General features: G+C 71.5%; 25 protein-coding genes. 14 read left to right on the top strand and 11 right to left on the bottom strand.

Going from position 1 to position 26,128, the window contains the following annotated elements; all coding sequences use genetic code 11:
• The first annotated feature begins 123 nt into the window (after positions 1-123).
• The 3 genes from BM204_RS05195 (at position 124) to BM204_RS05185 (ending at position 2,047) form a co-directional block, all read left to right on the top strand.
• Positions 124-540, top strand: coding sequence for a DUF6153 family protein (locus BM204_RS05195; RefSeq protein ID WP_091110986.1), 417 nt, complete (start codon positions 124-126; stop codon positions 538-540).
• A 78-nt stretch (positions 541-618) separates the two neighbouring features.
• On the top strand, positions 619-1,242 hold the full coding sequence (locus BM204_RS05190; RefSeq protein WP_091110984.1) for a DUF305 domain-containing protein: 624 nt from the start codon (positions 619-621) through the stop codon (positions 1,240-1,242).
• Positions 1,243-1,267: 25 nt separating this feature from the next.
• Entirely contained in the window at positions 1,268-2,047 is a 780-nt protein-coding gene (locus tag BM204_RS05185) for a crotonase/enoyl-CoA hydratase family protein (RefSeq protein ID WP_091111237.1), read from the top strand.
• On the opposite strand, the gene BM204_RS05180 is transcribed toward BM204_RS05185, so the two are convergent.
• The gene (locus tag BM204_RS05180; RefSeq protein WP_091110982.1) at positions 2,044-2,421 is read right to left on the bottom strand and encodes a hypothetical protein; all 378 of its coding nucleotides are present in this window, start codon (positions 2,419-2,421) and stop codon (positions 2,044-2,046) included. The two genes, BM204_RS05185 and BM204_RS05180, sit on opposite strands and share 4 nt — an antisense overlap.
• Positions 2,422-2,565: 144 nt before the next feature.
• Here BM204_RS05180 and BM204_RS05175 point away from each other — a divergent pair, with 144 nt between their 5' ends.
• On the top strand, positions 2,566-3,429 hold the full coding sequence (locus tag BM204_RS05175; RefSeq protein ID WP_091110981.1) for an AAA family ATPase: 864 nt from the start codon (positions 2,566-2,568) through the stop codon (positions 3,427-3,429).
• Positions 3,426-4,835, top strand: coding sequence for a vWA domain-containing protein (locus tag BM204_RS05170; protein WP_246166086.1), 1,410 nt, complete (start codon positions 3,426-3,428; stop codon positions 4,833-4,835). Before BM204_RS05175 ends, BM204_RS05170 begins: the two co-directional genes overlap by 4 nt.
• Before the next feature lie 3 nt (positions 4,836-4,838).
• Here the strand turns inward: BM204_RS05170 and BM204_RS05165 are convergent, their stop codons facing one another.
• The 3 genes from BM204_RS05165 to BM204_RS05155 are packed head-to-tail and all read right to left on the bottom strand — an operon-like array spanning position 4,839 to position 7,542.
• Positions 4,839-6,197 carry a hypothetical protein gene (locus tag BM204_RS05165; protein WP_091110979.1) on the bottom strand — a complete coding sequence of 453 codons (1,359 nt, stop codon included), beginning with the start codon at positions 6,195-6,197 and terminating at the stop codon, positions 4,839-4,841.
• Positions 6,194-7,120: a hypothetical protein gene (locus BM204_RS05160; protein ID WP_091110978.1), complete on the bottom strand. Its 927-nt coding sequence runs from the start codon at positions 7,118-7,120 to the stop codon at positions 6,194-6,196. Before BM204_RS05160 ends, BM204_RS05165 begins: the two co-directional genes overlap by 4 nt.
• Positions 7,121-7,131: 11 nt before the next feature.
• Positions 7,132-7,542, bottom strand: a complete 411-nt coding sequence (locus tag BM204_RS05155) for a hypothetical protein (RefSeq protein WP_091110976.1) — start codon at positions 7,540-7,542, stop codon at positions 7,132-7,134.
• A 118-nt stretch (positions 7,543-7,660) separates the two neighbouring features.
• Here BM204_RS05155 and BM204_RS05150 point away from each other — a divergent pair, with 118 nt between their 5' ends.
• Positions 7,661-9,004: a YncE family protein gene (locus BM204_RS05150; RefSeq protein WP_218031162.1), complete on the top strand. Its 1,344-nt coding sequence runs from the start codon at positions 7,661-7,663 to the stop codon at positions 9,002-9,004.
• On the opposite strand, the gene BM204_RS05145 is transcribed toward BM204_RS05150, so the two are convergent.
• Genes BM204_RS05145 through BM204_RS05135 form a run of 3 tightly spaced genes read right to left on the bottom strand, consistent with a single transcriptional unit; the run spans position 8,976 to position 12,455 of the window.
• Positions 8,976-9,770: an inositol monophosphatase family protein gene (locus BM204_RS05145; protein ID WP_218031163.1), complete on the bottom strand. Its 795-nt coding sequence runs from the start codon at positions 9,768-9,770 to the stop codon at positions 8,976-8,978. The genes BM204_RS05150 and BM204_RS05145 overlap by 29 nt on opposite strands.
• Positions 9,767-10,960 (bottom strand): pyridoxal phosphate-dependent aminotransferase, encoded by a 1,194-nt coding sequence (locus tag BM204_RS05140; protein ID WP_246166091.1) that lies wholly within the window; start codon positions 10,958-10,960, stop codon positions 9,767-9,769. Before BM204_RS05140 ends, BM204_RS05145 begins: the two co-directional genes overlap by 4 nt.
• A gap of 10 nt (positions 10,961-10,970) precedes the next feature.
• Positions 10,971-12,455, bottom strand: a complete 1,485-nt coding sequence (locus tag BM204_RS05135) for an FAD-binding protein (protein ID WP_091110971.1) — start codon at positions 12,453-12,455, stop codon at positions 10,971-10,973.
• Positions 12,456-12,556: 101 nt separating this feature from the next.
• Here BM204_RS05135 and BM204_RS05130 point away from each other — a divergent pair, with 101 nt between their 5' ends.
• A complete protein-coding gene (locus tag BM204_RS05130) occupies positions 12,557-14,065 on the top strand; it encodes a potassium/proton antiporter (protein ID WP_091110969.1) in 1,509 nt (502 codons plus the stop codon).
• On the opposite strand, the gene BM204_RS05125 is transcribed toward BM204_RS05130, so the two are convergent.
• Both BM204_RS05125 and BM204_RS05120 read right to left on the bottom strand, forming a co-directional pair.
• The gene (locus tag BM204_RS05125) at positions 14,055-14,597 is read right to left on the bottom strand and encodes a LytR C-terminal domain-containing protein (RefSeq protein WP_091110968.1); all 543 of its coding nucleotides are present in this window, start codon (positions 14,595-14,597) and stop codon (positions 14,055-14,057) included. The genes BM204_RS05130 and BM204_RS05125 overlap by 11 nt on opposite strands.
• A 1-nt stretch (position 14,598) precedes the next feature.
• A complete protein-coding gene (locus tag BM204_RS05120) occupies positions 14,599-14,895 on the bottom strand; it encodes a type II toxin-antitoxin system VapB family antitoxin (protein WP_091110966.1) in 297 nt (98 codons plus the stop codon).
• A 68-nt stretch (positions 14,896-14,963) separates the two neighbouring features.
• Here BM204_RS05120 and BM204_RS05115 point away from each other — a divergent pair, with 68 nt between their 5' ends.
• Together BM204_RS05115 and BM204_RS05110 are read left to right on the top strand one after the other, a co-directional pair.
• Positions 14,964-16,520: a helicase HerA-like domain-containing protein gene (locus tag BM204_RS05115; RefSeq protein ID WP_091110965.1), complete on the top strand. Its 1,557-nt coding sequence runs from the start codon at positions 14,964-14,966 to the stop codon at positions 16,518-16,520.
• 91 nt (positions 16,521-16,611) lie between these two features.
• Positions 16,612-17,304, top strand: a complete 693-nt coding sequence (locus tag BM204_RS05110) for a type 1 glutamine amidotransferase domain-containing protein (protein WP_091110963.1) — start codon at positions 16,612-16,614, stop codon at positions 17,302-17,304.
• A gap of 197 nt (positions 17,305-17,501) precedes the next feature.
• Here BM204_RS05110 and BM204_RS22530 read toward each other — a convergent pair whose 3' ends face one another.
• Complete coding sequence (locus tag BM204_RS22530) at positions 17,502-17,675, bottom strand: hypothetical protein (protein ID WP_170259100.1); 174 nt, start codon at positions 17,673-17,675, stop codon at positions 17,502-17,504.
• A 151-nt stretch (positions 17,676-17,826) separates the two neighbouring features.
• On the opposite strand from BM204_RS22530, the gene BM204_RS05105 reads away from it, so the two are divergent.
• Entirely contained in the window at positions 17,827-18,276 is a 450-nt protein-coding gene (locus BM204_RS05105; protein WP_091110962.1) for a nuclear transport factor 2 family protein, read from the top strand.
• 21 nt (positions 18,277-18,297) lie between these two features.
• On the opposite strand, the gene eccCa is transcribed toward BM204_RS05105, so the two are convergent.
• Positions 18,298-22,263 (bottom strand): type VII secretion protein EccCa, encoded by a 3,966-nt coding sequence (gene eccCa, locus BM204_RS05100; protein ID WP_091110960.1) that lies wholly within the window; start codon positions 22,261-22,263, stop codon positions 18,298-18,300.
• A 221-nt stretch (positions 22,264-22,484) separates the two neighbouring features.
• On the opposite strand from eccCa, the gene BM204_RS05095 reads away from it, so the two are divergent.
• The 4 genes from BM204_RS05095 to BM204_RS05080 all read left to right on the top strand — a co-directional run bounded on the left by BM204_RS05095 (position 22,485) and on the right by BM204_RS05080 (position 26,126).
• Positions 22,485-23,840: a ubiquitin family protein gene (locus BM204_RS05095; RefSeq protein WP_143099657.1), complete on the top strand. Its 1,356-nt coding sequence runs from the start codon at positions 22,485-22,487 to the stop codon at positions 23,838-23,840.
• A gap of 138 nt (positions 23,841-23,978) precedes the next feature.
• A complete protein-coding gene (locus BM204_RS05090; protein ID WP_170259101.1) occupies positions 23,979-24,302 on the top strand; it encodes a WXG100 family type VII secretion target in 324 nt (107 codons plus the stop codon).
• An 11-nt stretch (positions 24,303-24,313) separates the two neighbouring features.
• Entirely contained in the window at positions 24,314-24,610 is a 297-nt protein-coding gene (locus BM204_RS05085; RefSeq protein ID WP_091110956.1) for a WXG100 family type VII secretion target, read from the top strand.
• 151 nt (positions 24,611-24,761) lie between these two features.
• A complete protein-coding gene (locus BM204_RS05080) occupies positions 24,762-26,126 on the top strand; it encodes an EsaB/YukD family protein (protein ID WP_091110954.1) in 1,365 nt (454 codons plus the stop codon).
• The last annotated feature ends 2 nt before the right edge of the window (positions 26,127-26,128 follow it).

The following is a 26,128-nucleotide window of genomic DNA, read 5'->3' as shown; positions in this document are numbered from 1 at the left end:
TCCGTGCGCATGACGACCTCTCGGAAGACCGGCCCGCCCTCCGCCCCGTCGAGGGCTCGGCCGATGTGCACTTCGTCAAGCACCTTGTCCGAGGGTCGCCGAGCGGCTGGCTACCCTGGAGGAATGCGTCGCGTCGTGCTCGCCCTGCTCTCGGTGGTGATCCTCGGGATCCTGGGCATGCACGTCCTCAGCCAGCACTGCGCCCCCACGGCGCAGGCCGAGCACGGGACGCACAGCACGCCGTCGGAGCATGCTGGCCACGCGGCCGACCCCGTGGCCGCGGCAGCGGCGTCAGCGGCATCAGCAGTGGTGGCCGTCTCGACCGGCGACGCGGGCGGCTCCGCCCAGCTCGGCATGCTGCTCTGCGCGTTCATCGTGCTGGCCTCGGCGATCGCGCTGCTGCTCGTCGGGCTGCGCGGCCACACCGTCCTGCCGTCGTACGACGTGAGGCGGGCGCGCAGCCTCGTCCCCCGGTTGCGGGCGTCCCCCAGCGGGACCGGCCCACCTCCTGTGTGGCAGTTCTCCGTCATCCGCTGCTGATGTGCACCCCGGCGCCCTGAGGCGCGCCGAACCCGAGCAGTCATCCGGCCAGCAGCACCCGACAGACGGAGCACACCCATGCACACGAAGCACCGCATTACCCACCGCACATCTGGGACCCTCGCCGCCCTGACCCTCGCCCTCGCCCTCACGGCATGTGGCGGGGACGACTCCACCGGCGCGGCGTCGACCAGCAGCAGCGATCACAACGACACCGACGTGGCGTTCGCGTCCGACATGATCCAGCACCACGCGCAGGCCCTGACGATGGTCGACCTGACCGTCGAGCGGGACCTCGACCCCGCCCTTCAGCAGGTCGCGGAGGGAATCCGTGATGCCCAGGGTCCCGAGATCGAGACCATGAGCAACTGGCTCGAGCAGTGGGGCGAGGAGGTCCCGCCGACCGTCCGCGACCACTCCAACGCCGAGGGTCATGACATGGGGGACATGGCCGACGACACCGGCATGGACATGCCCGGGATGATGAGCGACGAGGACCTCGAGGAGCTTGCCGACGCCCCCGACGCGGACTTCGAGGACCTCTGGCTCGAGATGATGATCGAGCACCACGAGGGGGCGGTGTCGATGGCGGAGACCGAGCAGGAGGACGGCGAGCACGAGCCCGCCGTCTCGCTCGCGGAGGAGATCGTCGCGACGCAGACCGAGGAGATCGCGACCATGCAGGGGCTCCTCGACTCCTGACGCGATGACCGACACGATGGCGGTCATGACGTCATCCCCGACCGTCCGGACCGAGATCGCCGGCCCGGTGACCACGGTGGTCATCGACCGTCCCGACGCACGCAACGCGGTCGACGGCCCGACGGCTGCCGCCCTGCGAGCGGCGTTCGAGGCCTTCGACGCCGATGACTCGCAGGCGGTGGCGGTCCTCACCGGCGCAGGAGGCACCTTCTGCGCCGGTGCGGACCTCAAGGCCGTCGGCACCCCGAGCGGCAACCAGGTGACGCCCGAGGGCCCAGGCCCCATGGGCCCGAGCCGGATGCGGCTCGGCAAGCCCGTGATCGCCGCGGTCGAGGGGTACGCCGTCGCCGGAGGTCTCGAGCTCGCGATCTGGTGCGACCTGCGCGTCGTCGCGAGCGACGCCACCTTCGGCGTCTACTGCCGCCGCTGGGGCGTGCCGCTGATCGACGGGGGCACGGTCCGTCTGCCTCGGCTCGTCGGGGCAGGTCGGGCGATGGATCTGATCCTCACCGGCCGCTCGGTGGACGCCGACGAGGCCCTGCGGATCGGCCTGGCCGACCGGGTGGTCGAGCCGGGTGCCGCGCGCGCGGAGGCCGAGGCGCTGGCGCTCTCGTTGAGCGCGCTTCCCCAGGCCTGCCTGAGGAACGATCGTCTCGCAGCCCTCGAGCAGTGGAGCCTGGAGGAGGCTGCTGCCCTCCAGGTGGAGTATGCCCACGGACTCCGTTCCCTCGAGGCCGGGGCGCTCGACGGCGCGGCTCGCTTCGCATCGGGTGCGGGGCGGCACGGGAGCCCCAACGTCAGCTAGCGCGGGACTCCGCTGGTCCGGGGCATCGCGAGCTCCCCGAGGCACACCGCGATCAGCACGCCGGGGGCATCGCCGGTGAGGACGGCCCAGCCGTCGTCGAAGGACACCTGGCGCACCCGCTCGTCGCGCCGGATCAGCGCGGAGCGGGGGATGACGCCGGCCGCGAAGCCGGAGACCGAGCACTCGTGCTCGGCCATGGCCTTCTCGATGACCGCGGAGCGCTCCTCGATCTGGTCGGGCGGATCGTCGCCGGGCGATGCCGTCACCTGGCTTCCGCCGATCAGCCCGAACCCCAGGGCGACCACGACCAGCAGGACCAACGACTTGGTCAGCGACACGACGAGGGCCAGCGCCACGGGCGGCTTGCGTCGCATGGTGTCTCCTCCTCGTTGATCGGCGTCGTACGTCAGGGGAAACGACGCCGAGCGTGACGGGTCACGGAGTCATCGATCACCCATGCCCACGGGGCATTCGCGGCCTAGACCAGCAGGATGGGCGGAGTAGGGGAGGATGAGCCCATGACCTGGTTCGCCTCCCCCGCCGACGCCGCCGAGCGACTGGGTGCCGTCGGCTACCTCGCCGACCCGGCGACCGCCACCACGACGTTCCTCGCCGGGGCCCTCGAGAAGCCGATGCTCGTCGAGGGGCCCGCGGGCGTCGGGAAGACCGAGCTGGCCAAGGCCGTCGCCCGTGCGACGGGAGCCGAGCTGGTGCGGCTGCAGTGCTACGAGGGCCTCGACGAGGCGCGCGCGCTCTACGAGTGGAACTACAAGAAGCAGCTGCTCCGCATCCAGGCGTCGGGCAACGACCAGGAGTGGTCGGCCACGCACGACGACATCTTCACCGAGGAGTTCCTGCTCACCCGGCCGCTCCTCACGGCGATCCGCCGGGAGGAGCCGACGGTCCTGCTCATCGACGAGGTCGACAAGACCGACGTCGAGGTCGAGGGCCTGCTGCTGGAGGTGTTGTCGGACTTCCAGGTCACGATCCCGGAGCTCGGCACCATCGAGGCCCTACGCCGACCACTGGTGGTGCTGACCTCCAATGCCAGCCGTGAGCTCTCCGAGGCCGTCAAGCGCCGCTGCCTCTACCTGCACCTCGACTACCCCGACGCCGAGCGGGAGCGCGAGATCGTCGCCTCCCAGGTCCCGGACCTCGACGACCGGGTCGCCGAGCAGCTGGTCGCGACCGTCGGTCGACTGCGCGAGCTCGAGCTCAAGAAGGCGCCGTCGATCGCGGAGTCCGTCGACTGGGCCCGCACGCTGATCGCCCTGGAGATCCGCGACCTCGACGACAAGGCCGTCAACGACACCCTCGGCGTCGTGCTCAAGCACGCCTCCGACCACGAGCGTGCGATCCGCGAGCTCCGGCTCAAGAAGTGAACCAGCCGGAGCGCCCGCACCGCAGTGGCCTCGTCGACCGCCACATCTCCTTCCTGGAGGCGTTGCGCGGGGCCGGCATGTCGGTGTCGCTCGCCGAGGACCTCGACGCCATCGCCGCGCTGACGGCCCTCGAGTGGTCAGACCGCAGCGTCATCCACGACGCCTACGCCGCCACGCTCCTCAAGCGTCAGGCCCAGCGGCCGACCTTCGACGCCCTCTTCGACCTCTACTTCCCGCGCCTGGTGGGGGAGGGCGCCCGCGCCCCCGACGGGAGCAGCGACGAGGCCGGTGAGGGCGAGGGGGTCCGCGACAACGCCCAGGCCCTGCAGGCCTTCCAGGCCGAGCTGCTGGACGCGCTCTCGCAGGACGACCAGCAGCGCCTGGTCCAGCTCGCCGCCGAGATGGTCGGTCGTTTCGGCGCCATGCCCGGCCGCGGTCCGGGTCTCTCCTCGTGGTCGGCCTACACGGCGCTGCAGCGAGTGTCCCCCCAGGAGCTGGTCGACCAGATCGTCTCGGCGCTGCTGGCCCAGGGACGCAACGACGACGAGGCGCAGCGGGTCGCCGGTCGTCGGGTGGGCGCCTTCACCCGCCAGGTGGAGGACGACGCCCGGCGTCGCATCGCCGAGGAGAAGGGTCCCGACCACGTCGCCAACGTCGCGATCCGGCCGAGCATCGACCGGCTGGATTTCACCTCGGCGCGCCGTTCCGACCTGGAGGAGATGCGCCGCGAGATCTACCCGCTCGCGCGTCGGCTCGCCTCCCGCCTCACCCAGGAGCACCACGCCCGCCGACGCGGACCGCTCGACTTCCGTCGTACGGTCCGGGCCTCGATGTCGACCGGCGGCGTCCCTCTCGTGACGCACCACAAGCCCAAGCGCCCGCACCGCACCGAGCTGGTGGTGCTCTGCGACGTCAGCGGGTCGGTCGCCAACTTCGCGCAGTTCACGCTGCTGCTCGTCTTCGCCCTGCGCGACCAGTTCCACAAGGTCCGCGCCTTTACCTTCATCGACCACGTCCACGAGGTCACCCACCACTTCAAGCCCGGGGCCGATGTCGCCGACGTCATGATCGAGCTCGCCGCGAGCACGGCGCACGCCGCCCTGTGGGGCCGCACCAACTACGGCCGGGCGCTGACGAAGTTCGAGGAGGACCACGGCGACGCCCTGGGTCCGAAGTCCTCGCTGCTGATCCTGGGTGACGCGCGCTCCAACTACAGCGACCTGCACGCCGACGTGCTCCAGCGCCTCGCGGGGACCGCCCGGCACGCGTGGTGGCTCAACCCCGAGGCCGCACGGCACTGGGGGACGGGCGACTCGGCCGCGCCGACCTACGGCGCGATCGTCGACATGGTGGAGTGCCGCAACCTCACCCAGCTCGGTGAGTTTGTGCACGACCTCGCCGGTTGATGCTCACATGCGCAGGAAGCCCAGGCCCTGCAGCCGGCCGATCTCGTGGCGCAGCTCGGGATGACTGGACCCGTCGACTGCCCGTCCGCCCGTGACGTAGACGCTCTCGCCAGGAGTGCCCGCTGCGTCGAAGACGACGGTGAGCCGGTTGGGTGTGCTGGCACTCATGAGGGAGCCGAGCACGGCCACCGGATCAGACCGGTTCTCCAACGACAGGACGCGAGTGCGCTGCGGGATCCGGGGGACGTGGGCCGACGGCGCGCCTGCCGTCACGACGGCATCGATGACGAAGGCGGTGCGGGGCCCGTCGGCGGCGATCTCGGCGGCGGTGACGCCGCCCTGACCCGATCCGACCAGCATCACGTGGGCCTCGTCGTCCCCTTCGAGGGCCGACTCGATCGCCCGTACGACGCCGGCGGCGTAGGCGGAGCGGTCAGCGCCACTCATCAGGCGCAGGCGGGACCCGTCGCTCGCTTCGGGTCCTGGGAGGTAGGCGATGTAGTGGTCGTCGCCGAGTCGCTGCACCGCGACGCTGGCCGAGGTGGCACCCAGCGCGCTCATCAGGTCGGCCACGGTGCGGGGCGGCTCCCCGATGGCCACGTCCACTCGGGTCTCGGAGGACGAAGAGGCGTCGATCAGGCCGCCGGCGGTGTCACGCAACGCGGAGCCGAAGTCGGCGGCGAAGGGCGTGACGCCGGCAGCACGGAGACCGCCGAGACCGGCGAGGCGGCCCTGGTCGCCCGAAAGCACGCCGGCGGTGAGCAGCGAGCGCATCTGGAGGCCGTCGAGGAGGCCGCCGCCACCGCTGGTGACGTGCTCGAGGAGCTCGGGGTTGTTCTTGGCGAGTTCATCGAGATAGGCCGCGACGTCCTCGCGGTCCAGTGCGTCGGTCTCGATCAGTCCGGCGGAGACGACGGCGCCGCCCAGGGCGATCTCGGGCGCGAGGTAGCCGATCGCACGTCCAGCGATCGTGCCCAGGGTGCGGAAGGCGGCCAGCTGGAGCTCGTCGATCCAGCGGTAGGTGACCACGGTGGCCCGGAGCACCAGCGCATCGGCGGCGAGCTGGGCGGAGCTGGTCTCGAGGCCGCGAAGTCCGGCGGTCCGGCGCAGATCCTCGACGGTCTCTGCGTAGGAGCGGGGGGACAGGGGCTCGGTGGCCACGAACGCGGGGTCACCCAGGATGTCGCCTCCGAGCCCGGCACGCTGTCGCATCTCCCCGGCGGCTGCGTCGAACATGCCGGCGAGGTGCAGCATCCGGTCATACTTGCTCGCCAGGTCCGACGACTGCTGGGCGGTCAGCGGCGGCTCGCGGCGGCCGGAGGCAGCTCCGAGCAGCACATCGCGGGTGGGGTCGTCGATCACGAGGACACCTCCGCCAGGACGGGCGCCAGGTCGGGCGCCAGGGCGCCCGGCTCCGCACGACGGAGAGTGATCCGGGCCAGGCTGCCTTCCTGGTGGGGGCGGAGGGCTCGCCAACCGTCGGCCAGCAGCACCCAGGAGACGACGCCGACGACCGTGGTGGCGGTGGAGGAGACATCGGCCACCAGCGCTCGCAACCGACCTTGTGTCTCGCTCTCGAGCGCGGTCAGCGCGGCCACGACCTCAGCGTCGGGGAGAGGGCGACGATCGCCGTCGCGGACCATCCCGCTGTGCTGGGCCACCAGCACGGGGAGCAGGTCGGTGCGTCGGCCGTGAGCTGCCTCGACCGCTGCGTCCAGGAGCTCGTAGGGCAGGTCGATGCCGTCAGGCACTGCCGAGTCGCGCAGCACCAGGTCCTCGGGGATGACCGCGACGCGTCCGAGCTCGGCGGGCCAGTGGTCGTTGGCGAACCAGGTGAGCTCGAAGACGATGCCGTCGGCGGTGGAGAGGGTGGCGACGGCGCCGCCTGACTGCCGGTGCCAGGCCTTGGCCTGCACGGCGTCGGCCACGACGTCGAGGTCCAGTGCCAGCGTGGGCGTCGCGAGGAGCCCGACCGCGCCGATGATGCCGTCGTCGACCTGTCCGTCACGGAGCAGGCCGCGACGCTCGAGCGTGTCCATGGGGTCGCGCAGGGTTGCCAGGGCCGTGCGGTAGGCCGCGGCCTCGTCGGCCGAGGCCATGGGACCCAGTCGCCCCTCCAACGCGGGGGCCTCGTCGTGCTCCTGCAGGTCGAAGGGCAGAGGTGCTCCGCCCGCACGCCCGGCCACGAAGCGGAGCTCGCTCAGGGTGAGCGAGACCCGCCGGGGCAGGGCGTCGAGGAGCCCGACGGGGGCCGGTGGTGGAGTGGTGAGGTCGATGGTCGGCACGGTGCGTCCTCTCAGAGTCCGGGCAGCTCGATGGTCAGCCAGTCCCGATGCCCGGACGGTGGCGGGGTGAAGGCGATCAGCACCCGGTCGTCCTCGAGGGCCTGTTCCTGCGTGGCCCGGGAGCGGGCGTCGGCGACGAGGCTCGCTGCCCGGCTCTGGCGTCGGGCGATCGACTCCCGGACGCCCGAGACCTGGAGGAGGTGGCGGCGGAGGGTCTCGGCGGCGACCTCGTGCTCGGCCGCCGCGTCGCGCAGGCGGGTGGCGCGCTCGTGGATGCGCAGTCGCATCGACTCGGCCGCCCGGCCGGTCCAGCCGAGGCTCTCGGTGCGCGCGACGAGCTGGTCGGCGAGGGTGCGCACGTCGACGCCCTGCTCGCGGAGCTGGTCGACGCGTCGGCGCAGCTGGTCGGTGTCGCCGTCCATCGGTCAGGTCCTCCCTGGGTGGCTGATCGTGTCCTGGAGCGCTTTCCCTCGTTGGTCCCTCTCGAAACGCCCTCCACAGGCATGATCGGGGGGTCACGCGTCGCGAAGGAGCGCCCCCATGCACCGCCATGTCACACGTTCGTCACTGGTTGCACGCCTGATCAGGGTCCTGATCACGGGCCTGGTCGCAGGACTGGCCGTGGTCCTCGCCCTCGGCGCGCCCACGTCGGCTACGTCGGCCCAGGCGGCCGACGACGACGTGCGCGGGGTGGTCTTCGTGGGCAACAACTGGGAGGGGACCGCCACCCTCCTCGACCCGCGGACGTTCGAGCGGGTCGGCAAGCTCGATGTGATCCCCGACTACGACGCCCGGATGCGTGAGATCGCCACCAACCCTTACCGGCTGGCCTACTTCCTGGCCATCCGCGAGCTCATCGGCGAGGGCAACGACCAGTTCGTCGACGATATGTACTCCTCCAACGACGGCCGCCTCGTCGTGATCTCGCGCCCCTCCTTCGGCGACGTGGTCGCGATCAGCCTGCGCACGAAGAAGATCGTGTGGCGCTTCGCCGTCGACGGGGTCCGCTCCGACCACATGGCGGTCTCGCCCGACGGCAAGCGCGTCGTGGTGAGCGCCTCGACCGGCAACGTCGTCCACGTCCTGCGGGTCTCTGACGGCAAGCAGGTCGGGAAGTTCGCCTCGGGCGGCTCGCCGCACGAGAGCGTCTTCATCGATGGCGGCCGCAAGATCCTGCACGCGAGCATCGGCATGGTCTACAGCCCGCTCGACGACCCGGCGCTGGACGCGACCAAGGACGACCGGGTGCTGCAGGTGGTGGATGCGCGGACCTTCGAGATCCTGCGCCGTTACAACGTGCGGAAGGCACTCGATGCGCGCGGCCTCGACGACGTGAGCTCGGCGGTGCGTCCGCTGACGCTCTCTCCGGACGAGAAGCAGATCTACTTCCAGCTGTCGTTCTTCCACGGCTACGTCCGGCTCGACCGGGCGAGCGGCAAGATCACCAAGGTCGTCCGCCTCCCCAACCTGGTGAGGACGACACCCCGGGAGCTCTACCTGCTCGACTCCGCCCACCACGGGATCGCGATGAACCCCCGGGGCACCAAGCTCTGCGTCGCCGGCACCATGTCCGACTACGCCACCGTGGTCGACGCGCGCACCGACCGTCGCAGCCCGTTGCTGAAGGGCGGGCTCAAGCCTTACTGGGTGACGCCCAGCGCCGACGGTCGCTACTGCTACATCTCGTGGGCGGGCTCCGACACGGTCTCGCGCATCAGCTATGCCACCGAGCGCATCGTCACCACGACCAGGGTGGGCGACCACCCGCAGCGGGTGCGCAACGGCTTCATCCGCAAGGGGTTCCTGGCCGGGCTGGGCTTCGCCGGCGCCTCCAAGCCCGCGCGCACGAGCGGCCTCACCGCGTGGGAGCGCCCAGCCCGCTGAGGATCGTCAGCAGCCGGGCGTGCGTGGCCGCGTCAGCCGCCACCAGCAAACCGTCGCCGCTGGTCCCGACCTCGGCGCCACGCAGGTCCGTGACCACGCACCCCGCGGCGCGGCACACCGCGATGCCGGCGGCGAAGTGGACACTCCCGCGTGCGTCGCCCGCGTGCACGTAGGCCGCCCGGCGGCCGGCGGCCACCCAGGCGACCGCCAGGCTGCTGGAGATGACCCTGCTGCCGAAGTAGGCGTGGAACGCCGGCTCCGCCACCAGGGAGGCAGCCCAGACGGGATCCCCGTCCATGTCCAGGTCGACCAGGCGGGTGTCGCCGCTCGGGGTCAGGGGCGAGCGCTCGCCGGCCCTGGTCCGCACGGCGCCCTCGCCGTCGGTCCAGAACGTCTCCCCGCTGAACGGGTCGGCCATCGCTGCGGCGACCACCTGCTGGTCGACACGCAGCGCGACGTTGACGGCGACCAACGGGGTGCCGGCCGCGAAGTTGAGCGTGCCGCAGAGCGGGTCGACCAACCACGCACGACGGGCGGCCGACGTCCCGACCAGGCCCACCTCCTCGCCCTCGAAGGCGTCGTCGGGCCGATCCCGCGCGATCGCCTGCTGGATGGCGCGCTCGGCCTCGAGGTCGACCCCGGTCGCGAAGTCCCGCTCGGACTTGAAGGTCTTGACCACAGGGGCGCCGTAGCGCGCCCGGATGATCTCGGCGCCTGCCTGCGCTGCGCTGATCGCGAGGCCCACGTCGGTGCTGTGGGCGCTCACGTCCACGCGCGCTCCAGACGCTCCAGCGCCCGCTCGATGTCGTCGGCGGGCCCGGCGAAGCTGAAGCGGACGAAGCGGTGGCCCTCGGCGGTGTCGAAGTCCACCCCGGGAGCCAGGGCGACGCTCGAGGTCTCGAGCAGGTGGTGCGTGAACGCCATGGAGTCCTGGGTCAGGTGGTCGACGTCGGCGTAGACGTAGAACGCGCCGTCGGCCGGCGCGAGGCGCTCGATCCCCAGCCGGGGCAGCCCGTCGAGCAGCAGCCGCCGGTTGAGCGCGTAGCGGCGCACGTGGCCGTCGAGCTCGGCGTACGTCGCGTCGTCGAAGGCGGCCAGGCAGGCGCGCTGCGCGAGCACCGGGGGGCAGATCGTGAAGTTGCCGGTGAGCACGTCGACGGCTCGACGCAACCGGTCCGGGACCAGCATCCAACCGATCCGCCAGCCGGTCATGGAGAAGTACTTGGAGAAGCTCGAGAACACGACGGCCTCACGGCTGGTCTCCCACGCGGACCGGGCCAGGGACGTGCCCTCGTCGTCGAGCCCGGCGTACTCGATGCCGTGGTAGATCTCGTCGGAGATCAGCTGCACGCCCTCCTGCTCGCACCACCGTGCGATGGCGGCGAGCTCCTCGGGCAGCAGCATGGTGCCGGTCGGGTTGGCCGGGCTCGCGACGACGACCCCCTTGAGTCCCGGGCCCTCGACGTGCAGGGCGTCGAGCTGCTCGACGGTCGGCTGGAAGCGGGTCTCCGGGCCGGTGGCGATCTCGACCACCTCGCAGCCCAGCGCCGAGAGGACGTTGCGGTAGCAGGGGTAGCCAGGCCGGGCCATGGCCACGCGGTCGCCGACCTCGAACGCCGCGAGGAACGCGAGCAGGAAGCCACCACTGGACCCGGTCGTGACCACGACCTGGTCGGCGTCGACCTCGATGCCGTGCACGCGCCGGTGGTGGCCCGCGATCGCCTCCCGCAGCTCCAGGATCCCGACCGCCGGGGTGTAGCCCAGCGGGTCGCCCGAGCCGAGCAGCCGGACCGCCTCGGCTCGCACCGGCTCCGGTGCGCCCGTGCTGGGCTGCCCGGCGAGCAGGTTGATCACGTCGCCGTGGCTGCGCTGGCGCCGGGCAGAGGCCTCCAGCAGGTCCATGACGTGGAACGGGGGCACGTTGGCGCGCTGCGCCACCTGGAGGCGGTTCGTCACGCGGCCGAGGCTACGCGGGCACCCGCACCTGAGCTGCATGGCGGCCGGCGCGACGACCGAAGAACGAGCCCTCGCCGAGCTGGGTGCCGGAGCAGTAGCCCTTGCCGTCCTGGGCCAGGTTGGAGGCACAGGCCCCGGCGGCGTAGAGGCCGTCGACCACCGTGCCGTCGGGACGCTGGACCTCGCCGTCGACGGTGACCCGCATGCCGCCGAGCGTGAAGCCGGCGTAGAGCGCGTGGCCGAGGCGGAGGTCGAAGACGGCCCAGGGTGCGACGGCCTGCGGCGCCAACCAGTCGGGCGCCTTGTGGAAGTCGGGGTCCTCGCCGCGTGCGGCGTGCTCGTTGTAGTGCTCGACCGTGGACCGCAGCGTCTCGAGCGGAAGGTCGAGAGCGGCCGCCATCTCCTCGAGCGTCTCGTAGCCGTCGATGAGCGGGACCAGGGGCATCTTGGGGTATTCCACGTGCTCGCTGTCGACGATCAGGTAGGCCGCGGAGTGGGTCTGCTCCATGACGAGCTGCGAGGTCCGCGAGTGATAGCTGTCCTCGGCAACGAAGCGCTCGCCCTGCTGGTTGACCAGCAGCCCCGTGACCAGCACCGACGGGGGATAGAGCGGCGCGGTGATGAAAGGCTCGTCCATGTGCTTCAGCTCCGCCCCCACCGAGACGCCGAGGCGGATGCCCAGCCCGTCGTCGTACGTCGATCCGAGGGTGAAGAGCTTGGAGCCCAGCGCCGGTGTGTGCTCGGCGACCATGTCGGCGTTCATCACGAAGCCGCCCGCGGCGAGGACCACCGACGGGGCGCCGACCAGGCCGCTCTCGTCGAACGAGCGCCAGGCGACGCCGGCGACCGCACCGTCCGCGGTGACGATGAGGTTGGTCACGCCGGTCTCGTAGCGGACGGTGACGCCGGCCTCCTCGATACGATCTCGGAGCAGGTCCATGACGATGCGGGTGCCCTCGGTGTCTCCGGGCACGGGGACCTTGTGGCCGCGGGGAGCCGGCTTCGCCAGGTCGCGGTAGGGCCAGACCTTCTCGTTGCCGGTGAACATCAGCCCCTGGGTGCCGGGCTGGATCACGGCCTTCTCGGGGTAGAAGCTGCGCTCGAACTCGAAGCCCAGCGCCTCGAGCCACTCGAAGTGCTCGACCGACTGGTCGCAGTAGGCCCGGATCTTGTCCGGCTCGGGCTCCTTGGCAGCCGCGACCAGGTAGTCGTACATCGCCTCGGCGGTGTCCTCCTGGCCCGTCGCGACCTGCACCGCCGTGCCACCGCCGAGGTAGAAGTGCCCGCCCGACATGCTCGAGGTCCCGCCGTGGACCGCCGCCTTCTCCAGCAGCAGCACCGAGGCGCCGGCCCGGGCCGCCTCGAGCGCCGCGCAGCCGCCGGCGATGCCGAACCCCACCACCACCACGTCGTACGACGGCGCGTCAGCAGGCAGGTCGGCCGCCGACACGACGTCGGGGATGGTCGTGCCCTTGCGGGCGGAGTCGGTGCTCATGGAACAAATCTAGAACAAGTTCCAATTTCGTGCGAGGGAAGACACGTCCCGCGGACCGATAGACTGCGGGCCCGCCGCCCCGCCTGGCCCGAGGAGGCGACATGACTTTCGACGTCCATCAGCTCGACACGTTCTTGCTGGTGGGCTCTGCCGTCACGTTGCTGGCGGTCCTGGCCGTGCGGGTCTCCTCCCGGGCCGGTCTGCCGAGCCTGCTGGTCTACCTCCTGATCGGCGTCGCCCTCGGGGAGTCGGGGGTCGGGATCGCCTTCGAGGACGCCGAGCTGGCGCACGCCCTGGGGTTCGCCGCACTGGTGCTGATCCTCGCCGAGGGTGGTCTGACGACCAGCTGGCGTGAGATCCGTCCCGCGATGCGGCTCGGGGTCTCGCTGGCGACGATCGGGGTGAGCGTCTCGGTCACGATCGTCGCGGTCGGCAGCCACTACCTCCTGGGGCTGCCCTGGGAGCTGGCGGTCCTCCTCGGCGCCGTCACGTCTGCGACCGACGCCGCGGCGGTCTTCTCGGTGCTCCGCGTGGTTCCGCTCCCGAAGCGCCTGACGGGCTCGCTGGAGGCGGAGTCCGGGCTCAACGACGCGCCCACGGTGGTCCTGGTCGTGCTGGTGTCCTCCGGCGCCGCGGCCGAGGAGGGGGTGCTGATGATGGTGGCCACCATCATCTTCGAGCTCGCCGCCGGGGTGCTGGTCGGGCTCGCGGTCGGTTTCGGCGGTGCCTGGGTGATGCGCCGGGCCGCGCTGCCGTCCTCCGGCCTCTACCCCATCGCCGTTCTCTGCCTGACGATCTTCGCCTACGCCGGAGGCGTCGCCGTGCACGCCTCCGGCTTCGCCGCCGTCTACGTCGCCGCCCTCGTGCTCGGCAACTCCGAGCTGCCGCACCGCGGAGCCACGCGGTCGTTCTCCGAGGGGATCGCGTGGCTGGCCCAGATCGGGCTGTTCGTGATGCTCGGGCTCCTCCTCTCCCCGGGACGCCTGTCGCTGGAGATCGTCGGTCTCGCGCTGGCTGCCGGCCTGATCCTCACCTTCGTGGCTCGGCCCCTCTCGGTCCTGGTCAGCGCGCTGGTCCAGCCGATGCCCTGGCGTGAGCTGGGATTCCTGTCCTGGGCCGGGCTGCGAGGTGCGGTGCCGATCGTCTTCACGACCATCCCGCTCTCCGAGGGGGTGGACGGCGCGGAGCGACTCTTCGACATCGTCTTCGTGATGGTCGTGATCTACACGCTGCTCACCGGCCCGACGCTGCCGCTCGTGGCCCGGGTGCTCAAGGTGACCCGCCGCAGCGAGCCTCGCGACCTGGAGCTCGAGGCCGCTCCGCTCGAGCGGGTGGCCGCCGACCTGCTCCAGATCACCATCAGCCCGGCGTCGTTGATGCACGGCGTCGAGGTGGGCGAGCTGCGCCTGCCCCAAGGGGCCTCGGTCTCGCTGATCATCCGTGACGGGGAGACCAAGGTGCCGCAGCCCCGCTCGGTCCTGCGCCATGGCGACGAGCTCCTCATCGTGACGCCCCGCAAGGTCCGCGAGCGCACGGAGGAGCGGCTGCGGCAGGTCAGCCGCGGTGGGCGCCTCGCGCAGTGGCTGGACGAACCCCCTGCTAGGGAGTAACGCCGTTGTCCGGCTCGACCACGGTGGGTGAGCAGATCCGGGAGTCCTCGCCCGACTTGGTCCACGCGCCACCTTCGCGCAGGCGCATGAAGTCGTCGCCCACGATCACGGTCACGCCCACCAGCGTCGTGTCGCGCCGCACGACCGTGGACTCGCGGCCGAGCTTGCCCTTGAGCAGGCGTACGGCGGGGTTCTCGGGGTCGTCGGTCCAGATCTCGGCGTAGGCGACATCGGTGCCGGAGGGCGCGTTGCCGGTCTGGCCGCGGCCGAAGCCCGCGTCGACGAGCAGCTGCATGGTGCGCCCGGCGAGTCCTTCCCGGCTGCCGGCGTTGGCGACGCTGACGGTCACCTGGTCGGGGTAGACCTTGGTGCCGGCCGGGACCGCCGTGTCGGTGCAGATCGAGACCTCGGCGCTCTCGGGGAACGGCTCGGTCATCGCCGACCAGCCCCAGGCGACCCCGGCGAGGAGCAGGGCCAGCAGGCTCAGCAGGGTTGCCGCCGAGCGGATCCGGGCCAGTGCCGTCGCTGCCATGTCAGGCCTCCAACCGGTGGACGCGGGCGTGCAGGACCAGGCGCTGCTGCAGGGCAGCCCGCAGGGCGCGGTGCAGACCGTCCTCGAGGTAGTACTCGCCCTCCCACTGCACGACGTGGGCGAACAGGTCGCCGTAGAAGGTCGAGTCCTCGTCGAGGAGCGCGGCGAGCTGCAGGGTGTCCTTGGTCGTGACCAGCTCATCGAGACGCACCTGGCGCGGGGGCACGCCGGCCCAGGCACGGGGCGAGAGCCCGTGCTCGGGGTAGGGCCGCCCCTCGCCGACGCGTTTGAAGATCACGTCGCGAGTGTAAAGGGCCCTCTTCTGCCGATCCTGGCAGCGTGCGGCCGGCGGCTAGATTGAGGGCCATGACGGAGACCCCCGCCCAGCCGGAGAACCCCATCGTGCAGGCAGTGGCCCCGGGCTACACCTTCGAGGGCGCGGCCCTCGAGCTGGGCGGGCTGATGCTCGACGCCCAGACGCTCTCGTCGACCCCGATCCGGATCCCGCTGGCGATGCTGAACCGGCACGGTCTCGTGGCCGGCGCGACCGGCACCGGCAAGACCAAGACCCTCCAGCTGCTGGCCGAGCAGCTCAGCGACCACGGGGTCCCGGTGTTCGCCGCCGACATCAAGGGCGACCTGTCCGGCCTCGCGACGCCGGGGGAGGGTGGCGACAAGGTCAGCGCCCGGGCGGCGTCCGTGGGTCAGCAGTGGACCGCCACGGGCTTCCCGGTGGAGTACTACGCGATCGGCGGCGAGGGCACGGGCATCCCGCTGCGCGTCACGATGAGCGCCTTCGGTCCGACGCTGCTGAGCAAGGTGCTCGGCCTCAACGACACCCAGGAGTCGAGCCTCGGCCTGGTCTTCCACTACGCCGACCAGACCGGCCTGCCGCTGCTGGACCTGGCCGACCTGCGCGCCGTGGTCGCGCACCTGACCAGCGACGAGGGAAAGCCCGAGCTCAAGGCGCTCGGCGGACTGTCCTCGGCCACCGCGGGCGTGATCCTGCGCGAGCTCATCGGCTTCCAGGACCAGGGTGCCGACGCGTTCTTCGGTGAGCCCGAGTTCGCCTCCGCCGACCTGCTCCAGACCACGGCCGACGGCAGGGGCCTGATCTCGCTCGTCGAGCTGCCGAACCTCCAGGACCGTCCCGCGGTGTTCTCCACCTTCCTGATGTGGCTGCTGGCCGACCTCTTTCACGACCTGCCCGAGGTAGGCGACGTCGACCGGCCCAAGCTGGTCTTCTTCTTCGACGAGGCGCACCTGCTCTTCGACGACGCCTCCGAGGAGTTCCTCGACCAGATCGCCCGGACCGTGCGGCTGATCCGCTCCAAGGGCGTCGGCGTCTTCTTCGTGACCCAGAGCCCCACCGACGTCCCGGACGAGGTGCTGGGCCAGCTCGGCTCCCGGATCCAGCACCAGCTGCGTGCCCACACACCCAACGACGCCAAGGCGCTCAAGGCCACGGTCAGCACCTACCCGACCAGCGCCTACGCCGACCTCGGCGAGGTCATCACGAGCCTCGGCATCGGCGAGGCCGTGGTCACCGTCATGAACGAGCGCGGTGCCCCGACCCCGGTCGCCTGGACCCGGCTGCGGGCACCTGAGTCCCGCATGGGTCCCAGCGACCCGGCCGCCATGCAGGCGACGGTCGCGGCCAGCCCCCGCAACGCCCGCTACGCCGAGCCGGTGGACCGCGAGTCGGCCCGCGAGCTGCTCGCGGCCAAGCTCGAGGAGGGTGCGCGCAAGCGCGAGACCGAGGAAGCGGCGAGGAAGAAGCCGACCTCCGCTCGTCCTACGGGCTCCGAGCAGGACGAGGGCGGACTGGTGCGCGACGTCGTGCAGTCCGGCGCCTTCAAGGACTTTATGCGCACCGCGGCCCGCGAGATCGCCCGCGGGATGTTCAAGACCGGCCGTCGCTGAGCCTCCCGTGAGGGGCTCGTCACCCTGACGATCGGAATGGCCGTGCTGGGGCACCGGTTGGGACAGACACCCCCGACCCGAAGGAGCACAGATGAGCAAGATCCTGTTCGTCGTCACCGGAGCCCGGCACTGGACGCTGAAGGACGGCTCGCAGCACCCGACCGGCTTCTGGGCCGAAGAGCTCGTCGCGCCCTACCGCGCGTTCGTCGCAGCCGGCCACACCGTCGAGATCGCCACCCCGGACGGGGTCGTCCCCGTGGTCGACCAGGGCAGCCTCGCGGCCGACGCCAACGGCGGTCAGGAGGCAGCCGACGCGGTCAAGGTCGAGCTCGACTCCATCGCCGAGCTCGACTCCCCGCTCGACCTGGCCGACGTGGCCCTCGACGACTACGCGGTCGTGTTCTACCCCGGCGGCCACGGTCCCATGGAGGACCTCTCCGTCAACGCGACGTCGGGCACCCTGCTCGCGGAGACCCTCGCCTCGGGCAAGCCCCTCGGCATCGTGTGCCACGCCCCCGCAGCGCTGCTCGCCACGGCCGATGCCGAGGGTCGCTCGCCGTTCGCGGGTTACCGCGCGACCGGCTTCACCAACGCCGAGGAGACCCAGGCCGGCCTGGCCGACAAGGCGCCCTGGCTGCTCCAGGACCGTCTCGTCGCGCTCGGCGTCGACTTCCAGGAAGCAGACCCGTGGTCCGAGCACGTCGTGGTCGACCGCTCGCTCTTCACCGGTCAGAACCCCGCCTCGTCCGGACCGCTCGCGAAGGCCATCCTCAACGCCCTCTGAGGCGCGACCCACGACGTAAGGCGCCGACCCCCAAGCGGGTCGGCGCCTCGTGTCACATCTCAGTCCGGCTCAGACCGGAAGTACGAGCGAAGCGAGTACTTCCAATGGACGACGAAGTCGTTCACGCTCGCCGGGTCACACAAAGACCGGGAGTACGAGCGAAGCGAGTACTCCCAATGGAAGAGACGAAGTCTCTTTCACGCGGTCCAGCGGACCGCGTCGTCGACCATGTCGGCGAGGGCGTGGACGCCACGCAGGTCGGCGCGCTCGTCCATCAGGGAGGTGAGGTCGCGTGCGTGACGCAGCTTGAGCGCGGCGCGCTTCTCGCGGGCTTCGTCGGTCTCGGTGGCGGTGGTGATCTTCGCGGTCATCGGGGGGTCTCCCTCAGGTCGTTCCGGGCTGCTCGGTGACCCCAGGGTGCGCCGCCGACATCGCCGGGAGGTTGACCGGCGGTTACATCCACGTCTCATCCGCACCAGGAACCACGTGATCCGGCCCACAGTGGTCGCTAGATTGCGGGTTGTGACCGACTACGACGACATCTGCCAGCTCAAGTACCGCTACCTGCGGACCCTGGACACCAAGGCCTGGGACGACTTCGAGGCCTGCTTCCTGCCCGAGGCCACCGGTGACTACAACGGGCTGGTCTTCGCCGACCGTGCGGCGCTGGTGACCTACATGCGGGAGAACCTCGGGGAGGGGCTCATCACGATGCACCAGGTCCACCACCCCGAGATCACGATCGAGGGCGACGAGGCGACCGCCCGGTGGTACCTCCAGGACAAGGTGATCGTCGAGGCCTTCCGCTTCATGCTCGAGGGTGCGGCGTTCTACACCGACCGCTACGTGCGTACGCCGGATGGCTGGCGGGTCGCGCACACCGGCTACCGCCGTACCTTCGAGCTGACCTACGACCTCGACGACATGCCGAGCCTCAAGGTCAGCGGGCCCGGGGTGCACACGCACACCTGAGCGCTCAGCTGTCCGACGGCGTCAGAGCGGGGGCTCGGTCCAGGCCGTCTGCACGACCTCGGTGCCGCGGTCGCGGGTGATCAGGCGACCCCGACCGGCGGGCAGGGGCATGGGGCGCAGGTTGCCCAGGAGCGGTCCCTCGTCGGGGCTGCCCGAGAGCATCAGGCCCGGCATCGCGAGGTCGCGCATCGACTGGATGACCGGCTCGTAGAGCGCTCGTGATGCGCCACCGGAGCGACGAGCGACCGCCAGGTGCAGGCCCACGTCGCGGGCCTGCGCCATGAGGGGCTGGAGCACGGCGACCGGTGAGGTCTGCTGCGTGGCGACCAGGTCGTAGTCGTCGACGACCACGAAGACCTCGGCGCCGGTCCACCAGCTGCGGTTGCGCAGCTGGTCAGGGGTCACGTCGGGGCCGGGGATGCGGCTCTCGAGGTAGGTCGCGAGGTCCTTGAGCGCCGGACCGGCCTGGGTGGCGGAGGTCAGGTAGTTGACCAGGTAGTCCTCGGGCACCTCGCCCAGCAGCGACCGTCGGTAGTCGACGACGATGATCTGAGCCTCCTGGGCGGTGCGCGTGCGCATCACTTCGTGGGCGTAGGTCCGCAGGATCCCGCTCTTGCCGGACTGGCCGTCGCCGAAGACCAGCAGGTGCGGTTCGGTGTCGGGGTCGAGGGCGACCGGGGCGAGCTCCTTCTCGTTGATGCCGAGCAGCAGGCGCTTGTCCGTGACCTCTCCGGGCGTGGTGGAGGCACCGGCCAGCTCGCGGACCCGCGACAGCAGGACCTGCTCGGGCAGGAGTCGCAGCTTGGGACCGGCGGGGCCGCGCCAGGCCGCAGCCACGCGCTTGATGAGCGCGTCGACGCCGTCGCCCAGGGTCTCCGCCCCGGGGTCGCCGTCGATGCGCGGGAGCGCGCCGAGGAAGTGCAGCTTGCCCTGGATCAGGCCGCGGCCCGGGCGGCCCGTGGGCACGAGCTGGGCGATCTTGCGGTCGATCTCCGAGTCCATCGCGTCACCGAGCCGCAGCTCGAGCCGGGTGCCGAACAGGTCGCGCATCGCGGCTCGGAAGTCGGCCCAGCGCGAGGCGGCGGTGACGATGTGGAGACCGAAGGTCAGGCCGCGCGACGCCAGCTGCTGGATCTCCATCTCGAGGTCGTCGAAGTCGGAGCGCAGGGTGCTCCAGCCGTCGATCACGAGGAAGACGTCGCCGTAGCCGTCGTCGACGCGGCCCTGGGCGCGCCTCGAGCGGTAGGTCTCGATGGAGTCGATGCCGTTGGCGCGGAAGTAGGCCTCGCGACGGTCGACGATCCCGGAGACCTCGGCCATGATCCGGCGTACGACGTCGGGCTCGGAGCGCGTGCCCACGCCGGCGACGTGGGGCAGGTGCGTGAGCGGCGCGAACGTGCCGCCACCGAAGTCGAGCACGAAGAACTGCGACTCCGTCGGCGTCGTGGTGAGCGACATGCTCGTCACGACGGTGCGCAGGAGGGTGCTCTTGCCGCTGCGCGGACCGCCGACGACGGCGACGTGGCCCGAGGCGCCGCTCAGGTTGATCGTCAAGGTGTCGCGGCGCTGCTCGCGCGGGCGGTCCACGGTCCCGAGGGGCACGACGAGCCCTCCGAGGGCGCGCCACTGCGGGGAGACGAGTCCCAGCTCGGGGTCCTCGACGAGGTCGACCATCAGGTCGTCGAGCGTGTCGGACACGTCGAGCGGCGGCAACCAGACGGCGTGGGCCTCGGGGCCGTGGCCGACCATGTGCTGCACCGCGATGTCGAGCAACGACTCCTGGCTGTCCTGCTCGGCGTGCACCTGGGGCTCCGGCTCGGGCTCGTGGAGCTCGAGCTTGTGCACCTCGGAGATCGTGAACGGGAGGATGCCCTGCAGGTGGCCACCCTCGTCGCGGCGCACCCGGACGCGGCCCGAGGGCGGGCCGGAGACGTAGGCCGCCTTGAACCGGGTCATCGAGGTCGGGTCGGGCTTGAGGTAGCCGAGGCCGGGGACGGCGGGCAGCTCGTAGGCGTCGGGCACGCCGAGCACGGTGCGGGACTCCTGGGCGCTGAAGGTGCGCAGGCCCACGCGGTAGGACAGGTGCGACTCGAGCCCGCGCAGGCGGCCCTCCTCCAGGCGCTGCGAGGCGAGCAGGAGGTGCAGGCCCAGCGACCGCCCGAGCCGGCCGATGGCGACGAAGAGGTCGATGAACTCCGGCTTGGCGGAGAGCATCTCGGAGAACTCGTCGACCACGATGAACAACGACGGCATCGGGGCGAGGTCCTCGCCGGAGGCCCGGGCCTTCTCGTAGTCGCGGATCGAGGCGAAGTTGCCCGCGTCGCGCAGCAGCTCCTGGCGGCGGACCATCTCGCCGGACAGGGCGTCCTGCATGCGATCGACGAGGGTGAGCTCGTTGGCGAGGTTGGTGATGACCGCGGAGACGTGGGGCATGTCGGTCATGCCGGCGAAGGTCGCACCACCCTTGAAGTCGACGAGCACCATGTTGAGCTGCTCGGAGGAGTGCGTCATCGCGAGCCCGAGGACCAGCGTGCGGAGGAACTCCGACTTGCCGGAGCCCGTCGCGCCGATCACCAGGCCGTGGGGACCCATGCCCTGCTGGGCGGACTCCTTGATGTCGAGGTGCACCAGCCCGCCGGACTCGCCGAGGCCGATGGGCACGCGCAGCCGGTCGCGGGCGGGCCGGGTGCGCCAGGCCGCGGCGGGGTCGAAGGTGCGCACGTCGCCGAGGCCCAGCAGGTCCATGAAGTCGGTCGGACCGGCGATCTCGCCGGTGCTCGGCTCCGCCGTGCCGGTGGAGACGGTGTGCAGCGGGGTGAGGCGCCGGGCGAAGGCCTCGGCCGTGGCGAGGTCGCACTGGTCGGCCTTGGCGCGGATCGGCTCCTCGCGCAGTCGCAGGGCCATGACGGGTGCCTGACGCTGTCCCTCGCCCGCCGGGCCGTCGTCGAAGTGGATGCGCAGGCGGCTGGCGTCCTCGAGCTCGCCCCACCGCGCGGGCAGGTCGATGACGGTCACGCCGTGCAGGCCGTCGGGCGGGATCACGTGGTTTCCGGGGGGCAGCTCCACGCCGTCGGTGACGAGCAGGATGTGGGGGATCGCGGGGCGTTCGTCGGCGCCGAAGCGCGGCCGGTCGCTCAGGTCGGGCGGCAGCAGCGTGGCCAGGTCGGCCAGCGACGTGGTCACCATCCGCATCGGCCCGACCGCGTCGCTCTGCTCGGCGCTCTGGGCGTGCGGCAGCCACTTGATCCAGTCCCAGTGGGCCAGGTGCTGGTCGGAGGTCAGGACGGCGACGAGCAGGTTCTCGGGGGAGTGGAAGGCGGTCGCCGAGCAGATGACGGCGCGGGCCAGGGCCCGCGCCTCCTCCTCGTCGCCGCAGATGTCGACCCCGTCGAAGGCGCGCAGGTCGATCGACGCGGGAAGGTCCGGCTGGAGCCGGTGCACGACCAGCAGCCGGTGCAGGGCTGAGGCTGCGGCCGGGTCGACCTCGTCGATGGGCGCGCTCTCGGGCGGGACCAGCTCGAGGGCGAGCGGCTGGGCGCACAGTCCGTAGCGGACATGGAGGAACCGGGCGTCGCTGCTGCTGTGCTCCCAGATCCGCGAGCGCTCAGCGGCCAGCGCCGGCAGCGACGAGGGGTCGGGGTGGTGCCAGGTCAGGGAGCGTCGCTGCTGGTCGGCGGACTCCCGCGCCACCTTGCGGACCTGGCTGAGGTAGCGGAGGTACTCGGTGCGCGAACCCGTGACCTGCTGGGCACGCTGCTTCCGCTGCCGGTCGACCTGCACGATGATGAAGCCCACCGTGGCGAAGAGGAACATGCCGGCGGCGATGAAGCGCAGCGAGCCGCCCCCTGTGCGCGAGCCCATCGTGGCGACCAGCACGATCGAGCCGAGGCTGCCGAGCATCGGGATCGCGTTCATCATCACGCCAGCGGCGCCCTCGCTGGGCTGGATCTGCGGCGGTGGCTGCAGCACGATCTGCCCGGACGGCATCTCGGGCTCGTCGACTCGAGCCCCACGAAGCGTCGTACTCAACCTGATCAGTCCTCGCCTTCGACCATCCGCGCCCGAGAGGCCGGCCCGCTCCTGCCGCGGAGGCTTGATGACCTGATGATAGGCACACCTTGCAGCGACTACGCTGCGCTCGACCGGGTGGATCGGCACCCGCGACTCTTCGGGGAGGCGACGTGACCGGCTCGGGCAGCGAGGCCACCATGCCCACCTCGGACGCCCTCGCGCTGAGCGTGCACGGCCCCGCCGGGGTGCTGGACCTCCTGATCCCTTCCGGGGCGTCGGTCGCCGACGTCGCCGTGGAGTACGCCGACAAGGCCGGCCTCGGCTCGGTCCCGGCCCTGTGCACCCCTCTCGGTCGACGGCTCACCCCCGACCAGGCCCTGAAGGCCGCCGGCGTGGGCAGCGGCTCGGTCCTGGTCGCGCTGCTCCCCGGGGGCACCCCGGCCCTGGTGCCCGGCCACCGCCGCACGGACGACCAGGCCCACCGCCACGCGCCGCCCGGCGCCCTCTCGGTCCTGTGGTTCAGCGTCGCAGTCGGGCTCGCGCTGGTCGCGGGCTGGTCGGCCTCGCAGGAGCCCCCCTCCGACCTCCGTACGACGACCGTGGTCCTGCTCGGCGCCGCGGCGTTCGTGGGGATCCTTCCGGTCGGCCGCTACGCCGCGCACCGGATCCTCGCCGCCCCCGTGTTCGCGGCTGCGGCCGCCTTCGTCGTCGCCTGGGACCCCGCACCCGAGCGGCTGCCCACGATCATCGGGGTGGCCGCGCTGACCGGGGCTGTGACCGCGGCCCTCGCCCGCGCCCTGGACCGGCACTCCGAGGAGGCGCTCCGGGTCTGGGTCGTCGTGGGGTCACTGGTCTTCGTGATCACCTGCGGCGCCGCGCTGCTGGACTTCCGGCCCCAGGTCGCCTGGGCGCTGCTGCTCCTGCTCGCCACGCTGGCGGCGCGGTTCGTGCCGTCCTTCGCCATCGACGTGCCCGACCAGTTCCTCATCGACCTCGAGCGGCTGGCCGTCACCGCCTGGTCGGCCCGGGACCGTCCGACCGGTCGTCGCGGACGCATCGTGGTGCCCTCGCGTGCCGTCGAGCTGGTCGCGGCGCGCGGCACCCGCATCGTCACGGCCTCGGCGGCCGCGATCCTCGCGGTCGTGGTGGTCTCGGCGCCGTTGCTGCTGGAGGCCGCCGCCCAGCGCCACGACTGGTGGGGCGCGCGCGCCATGGTCGGCTTCTCGGGGGTGTCCCTGCTGTTCGCGGCCCGCAGCTATCGCCACGTGGGGGCCCGGGCACTCCTGCGGGCCGCCGGTCTGGTGTGCCTGCTGGTGTTGCTGGTCGTGGTGCTCGTCGACGGCGGGGCCGGCACGGATCTCGCCATCGGTGTCGTCGCCCCGGTGCTCGCCGGGACGGTGATCCTGCTCGCGGTCCCGCTGGGGCGCGGCTGGCGATCGGCCTGGTGGTCGCGTCGGGCCGAGGTCGCGGAGAGCATCTGTGCGTCCTTCGCGGTGGGTGCCGTGGTGGTCGCGGTCGGCCTCTTCCGGCACCTGTGGGAATTGACAGGGTGAGGTTTAGGGGTTTTACCCCCGGGTAGGGACGTGCGTGTCCCGCTCCCCGCCAGGAGCAGGGCCCCGAGACAGCGTTTCACCCCACGAATGACCCACCCGATGCGCGGCTCCCTGCCGCCAGGAACGAAGGAGAAGGCGATGGCAGAGAACGCCCAAGATTTCGGCCAAGGCGAAGGAGTCCTGACCCGCGCTGCCGGCATGGTGTCTGACGCGCGGATCGACTTCAACAACATCAGCCGTCAGCTGACGGACCAGATCTCCGGTGTCCAGGGCCGCTGGGGCGGCCAGGGCGCCACGGCGTTCTTCGCCCTCCAGCAGGCCTGGACCGAGAAGCAGCAGGTCATCGTCGAGGCCCTCAACGAGTTCGAGAACTCTCTGGGCGTCACCGAGCGCGACAACATCAGCACGGACGACGCCCAGGGCGCCAACTTCACCAATCTTTCCAACCGTATGGGCAACTGAGGAGCATCGACATGAGTCTCGACGGAATCCGCGTCAACCACGGTGCGGTCGACCAGGCCGCAGCCGACATGTACCAGAAGGTCAAGGACATCGACGACCGCATGAACCGCCTCGAGCAGGAGCTCGAGCCGCTGCGCAGCCAGTGGATGGGTAACGCGCAGGAGCAGTACCGCGTCTCGAAGGCCAAGTGGGACTGGGCCATCCAAGAGATGCGCGACCTGCTCGACCGCAGCAGCCAGACGGTCTACCAGTCCAACGCCGAGTACAAGGCCGCGGACGCCCGCGGCGCCGCTCAGTTCGAGATCTGAGTCCTGCGTCCGCCGACGGACTCAGGCCTCGAAGGGGTCGACACATGCCGTGTCGGCCCCTTCGCACGTCCTCGTGCAGCTGTCCCTCGCGGGGCTGGTCGGCGGGTAGCATGCGCCTGGCTCGTCCGCTGCGCACATCTTGGGAGAAACCATGAGCCAGACCCCCGTCGGGACCTCGGGGCTGGTGCGCGTGACGGTCACGTCCGGCGCCCGCCGCGTCGACCTGGTGCTGCCGGGGGCCGTGCCGGTGGCCGAGCTGGTGCCCGAGCTCGCCCGCAGCGTCGGCATGCTCGACGCCACCACCGTCTACGGCGGCTACCACCTGCTCACCTCGGAGGGGCGCCGACTGGCCACCGACTCCGGTCTCACCCTCCAGGGCGTCGAGGACGGCGTGACGCTCACCGTTACCGCCGGCATCGACGACGTGGCACCGCGCGTCTACGACGACGTGGTCGAGGCCATGACGGATGTCGTGGAGCGCGACCTCAAGCCATGGCAGCCCGCTTCCGGGCGCCGTACGGCGTTGAGTGCGGGGGCCCTGCTGATGGCCCTCGGTGCCGTGTCGCTGATCGTGCAGGAAGGCTCCCAGCTGGCCGCCGCCGCGGCGGCGACGGTGGCGCTCGTCCTGGTGGCCGGGGCGATCGTGCTCTCCCGGGTGCAGGTCGAGGCCGAAGCAGCCGTGGCCGTGGCCTGGATGGGCGCCGGTTATGCCGCCGTCGCGGGCTTCATGCTCGCCCCCGAGGGCGGTCTCGCGGACCTGTCCGGGACACCCGTCGCGTGCGCCGGGGCCGGGGCCATGGTGGCCGGCCTGATCTGCCTCGTCGGTCTGGGAGACGGCCGGACGTTGGTGATCCCGCCGGTCCTGGTGGGCGCCGTCTTCCTCGGCACCGGCTTCCTGGTCGACTCCACCGAGGTCGACCCGACGATCCTGCTACCCATCGTCATGACCGTCGTGGTGATGATCGGCAGCGTGTTCCCCTGGCTCGCGCTGGGGGTCACCAAGACCACCGTCGACCAGCTCTACTCCACGGCCGACATCACCGCCGACCCCGACGAGGTCGACGCCGGACGCGTCGGGGCCGACGCCCGGGTCGCCCACGAGATCCTGATCGCCATCTCCGGCACGGTCGGTCTCCTCCTCGTCCTGATCGCGCCCGTGGCGGTCTCCCGGGGTCTCTTCGGCACGCTGCTGGTCGTCGTCGCCTGCCTGATTGTCATGCTGCGCACCCGCCAGTACCGCACGGGCTCCGAGGTCCTGGTCGGGCTCGTCTCCGGCATCGTCGGCCTCGTCGCGGTGGCCGCCTCCGTCCTGACGTTGCACGAGGCCTGGCGACCGGTCGCCGCCGTGGTCCTCGCGGCCTCCGGCGCCGTCCTGCTGGCGGTCACCCTGCTGCCGTCGACACCCTCGGTGCGTCGCGGGCGCTTCGGCGACGTCGTCGAGAGCATCGCGCTGCTCACCCTGCTTCCCCTGCTCGTGCTCGCCGTCGGCGCGTTCGAGTCCGTGCGCGGGAGCTGAGC

It is taken from the genome of Nocardioides psychrotolerans (genome assembly GCF_900113685.1).
Taxonomy (GTDB): domain Bacteria; phylum Actinomycetota; class Actinomycetes; order Propionibacteriales; family Nocardioidaceae; genus Nocardioides; species Nocardioides psychrotolerans.
Note: the sequence above shows the minus strand (reverse complement) of the source record. Positions and strands in the feature narration are given on the sequence as shown.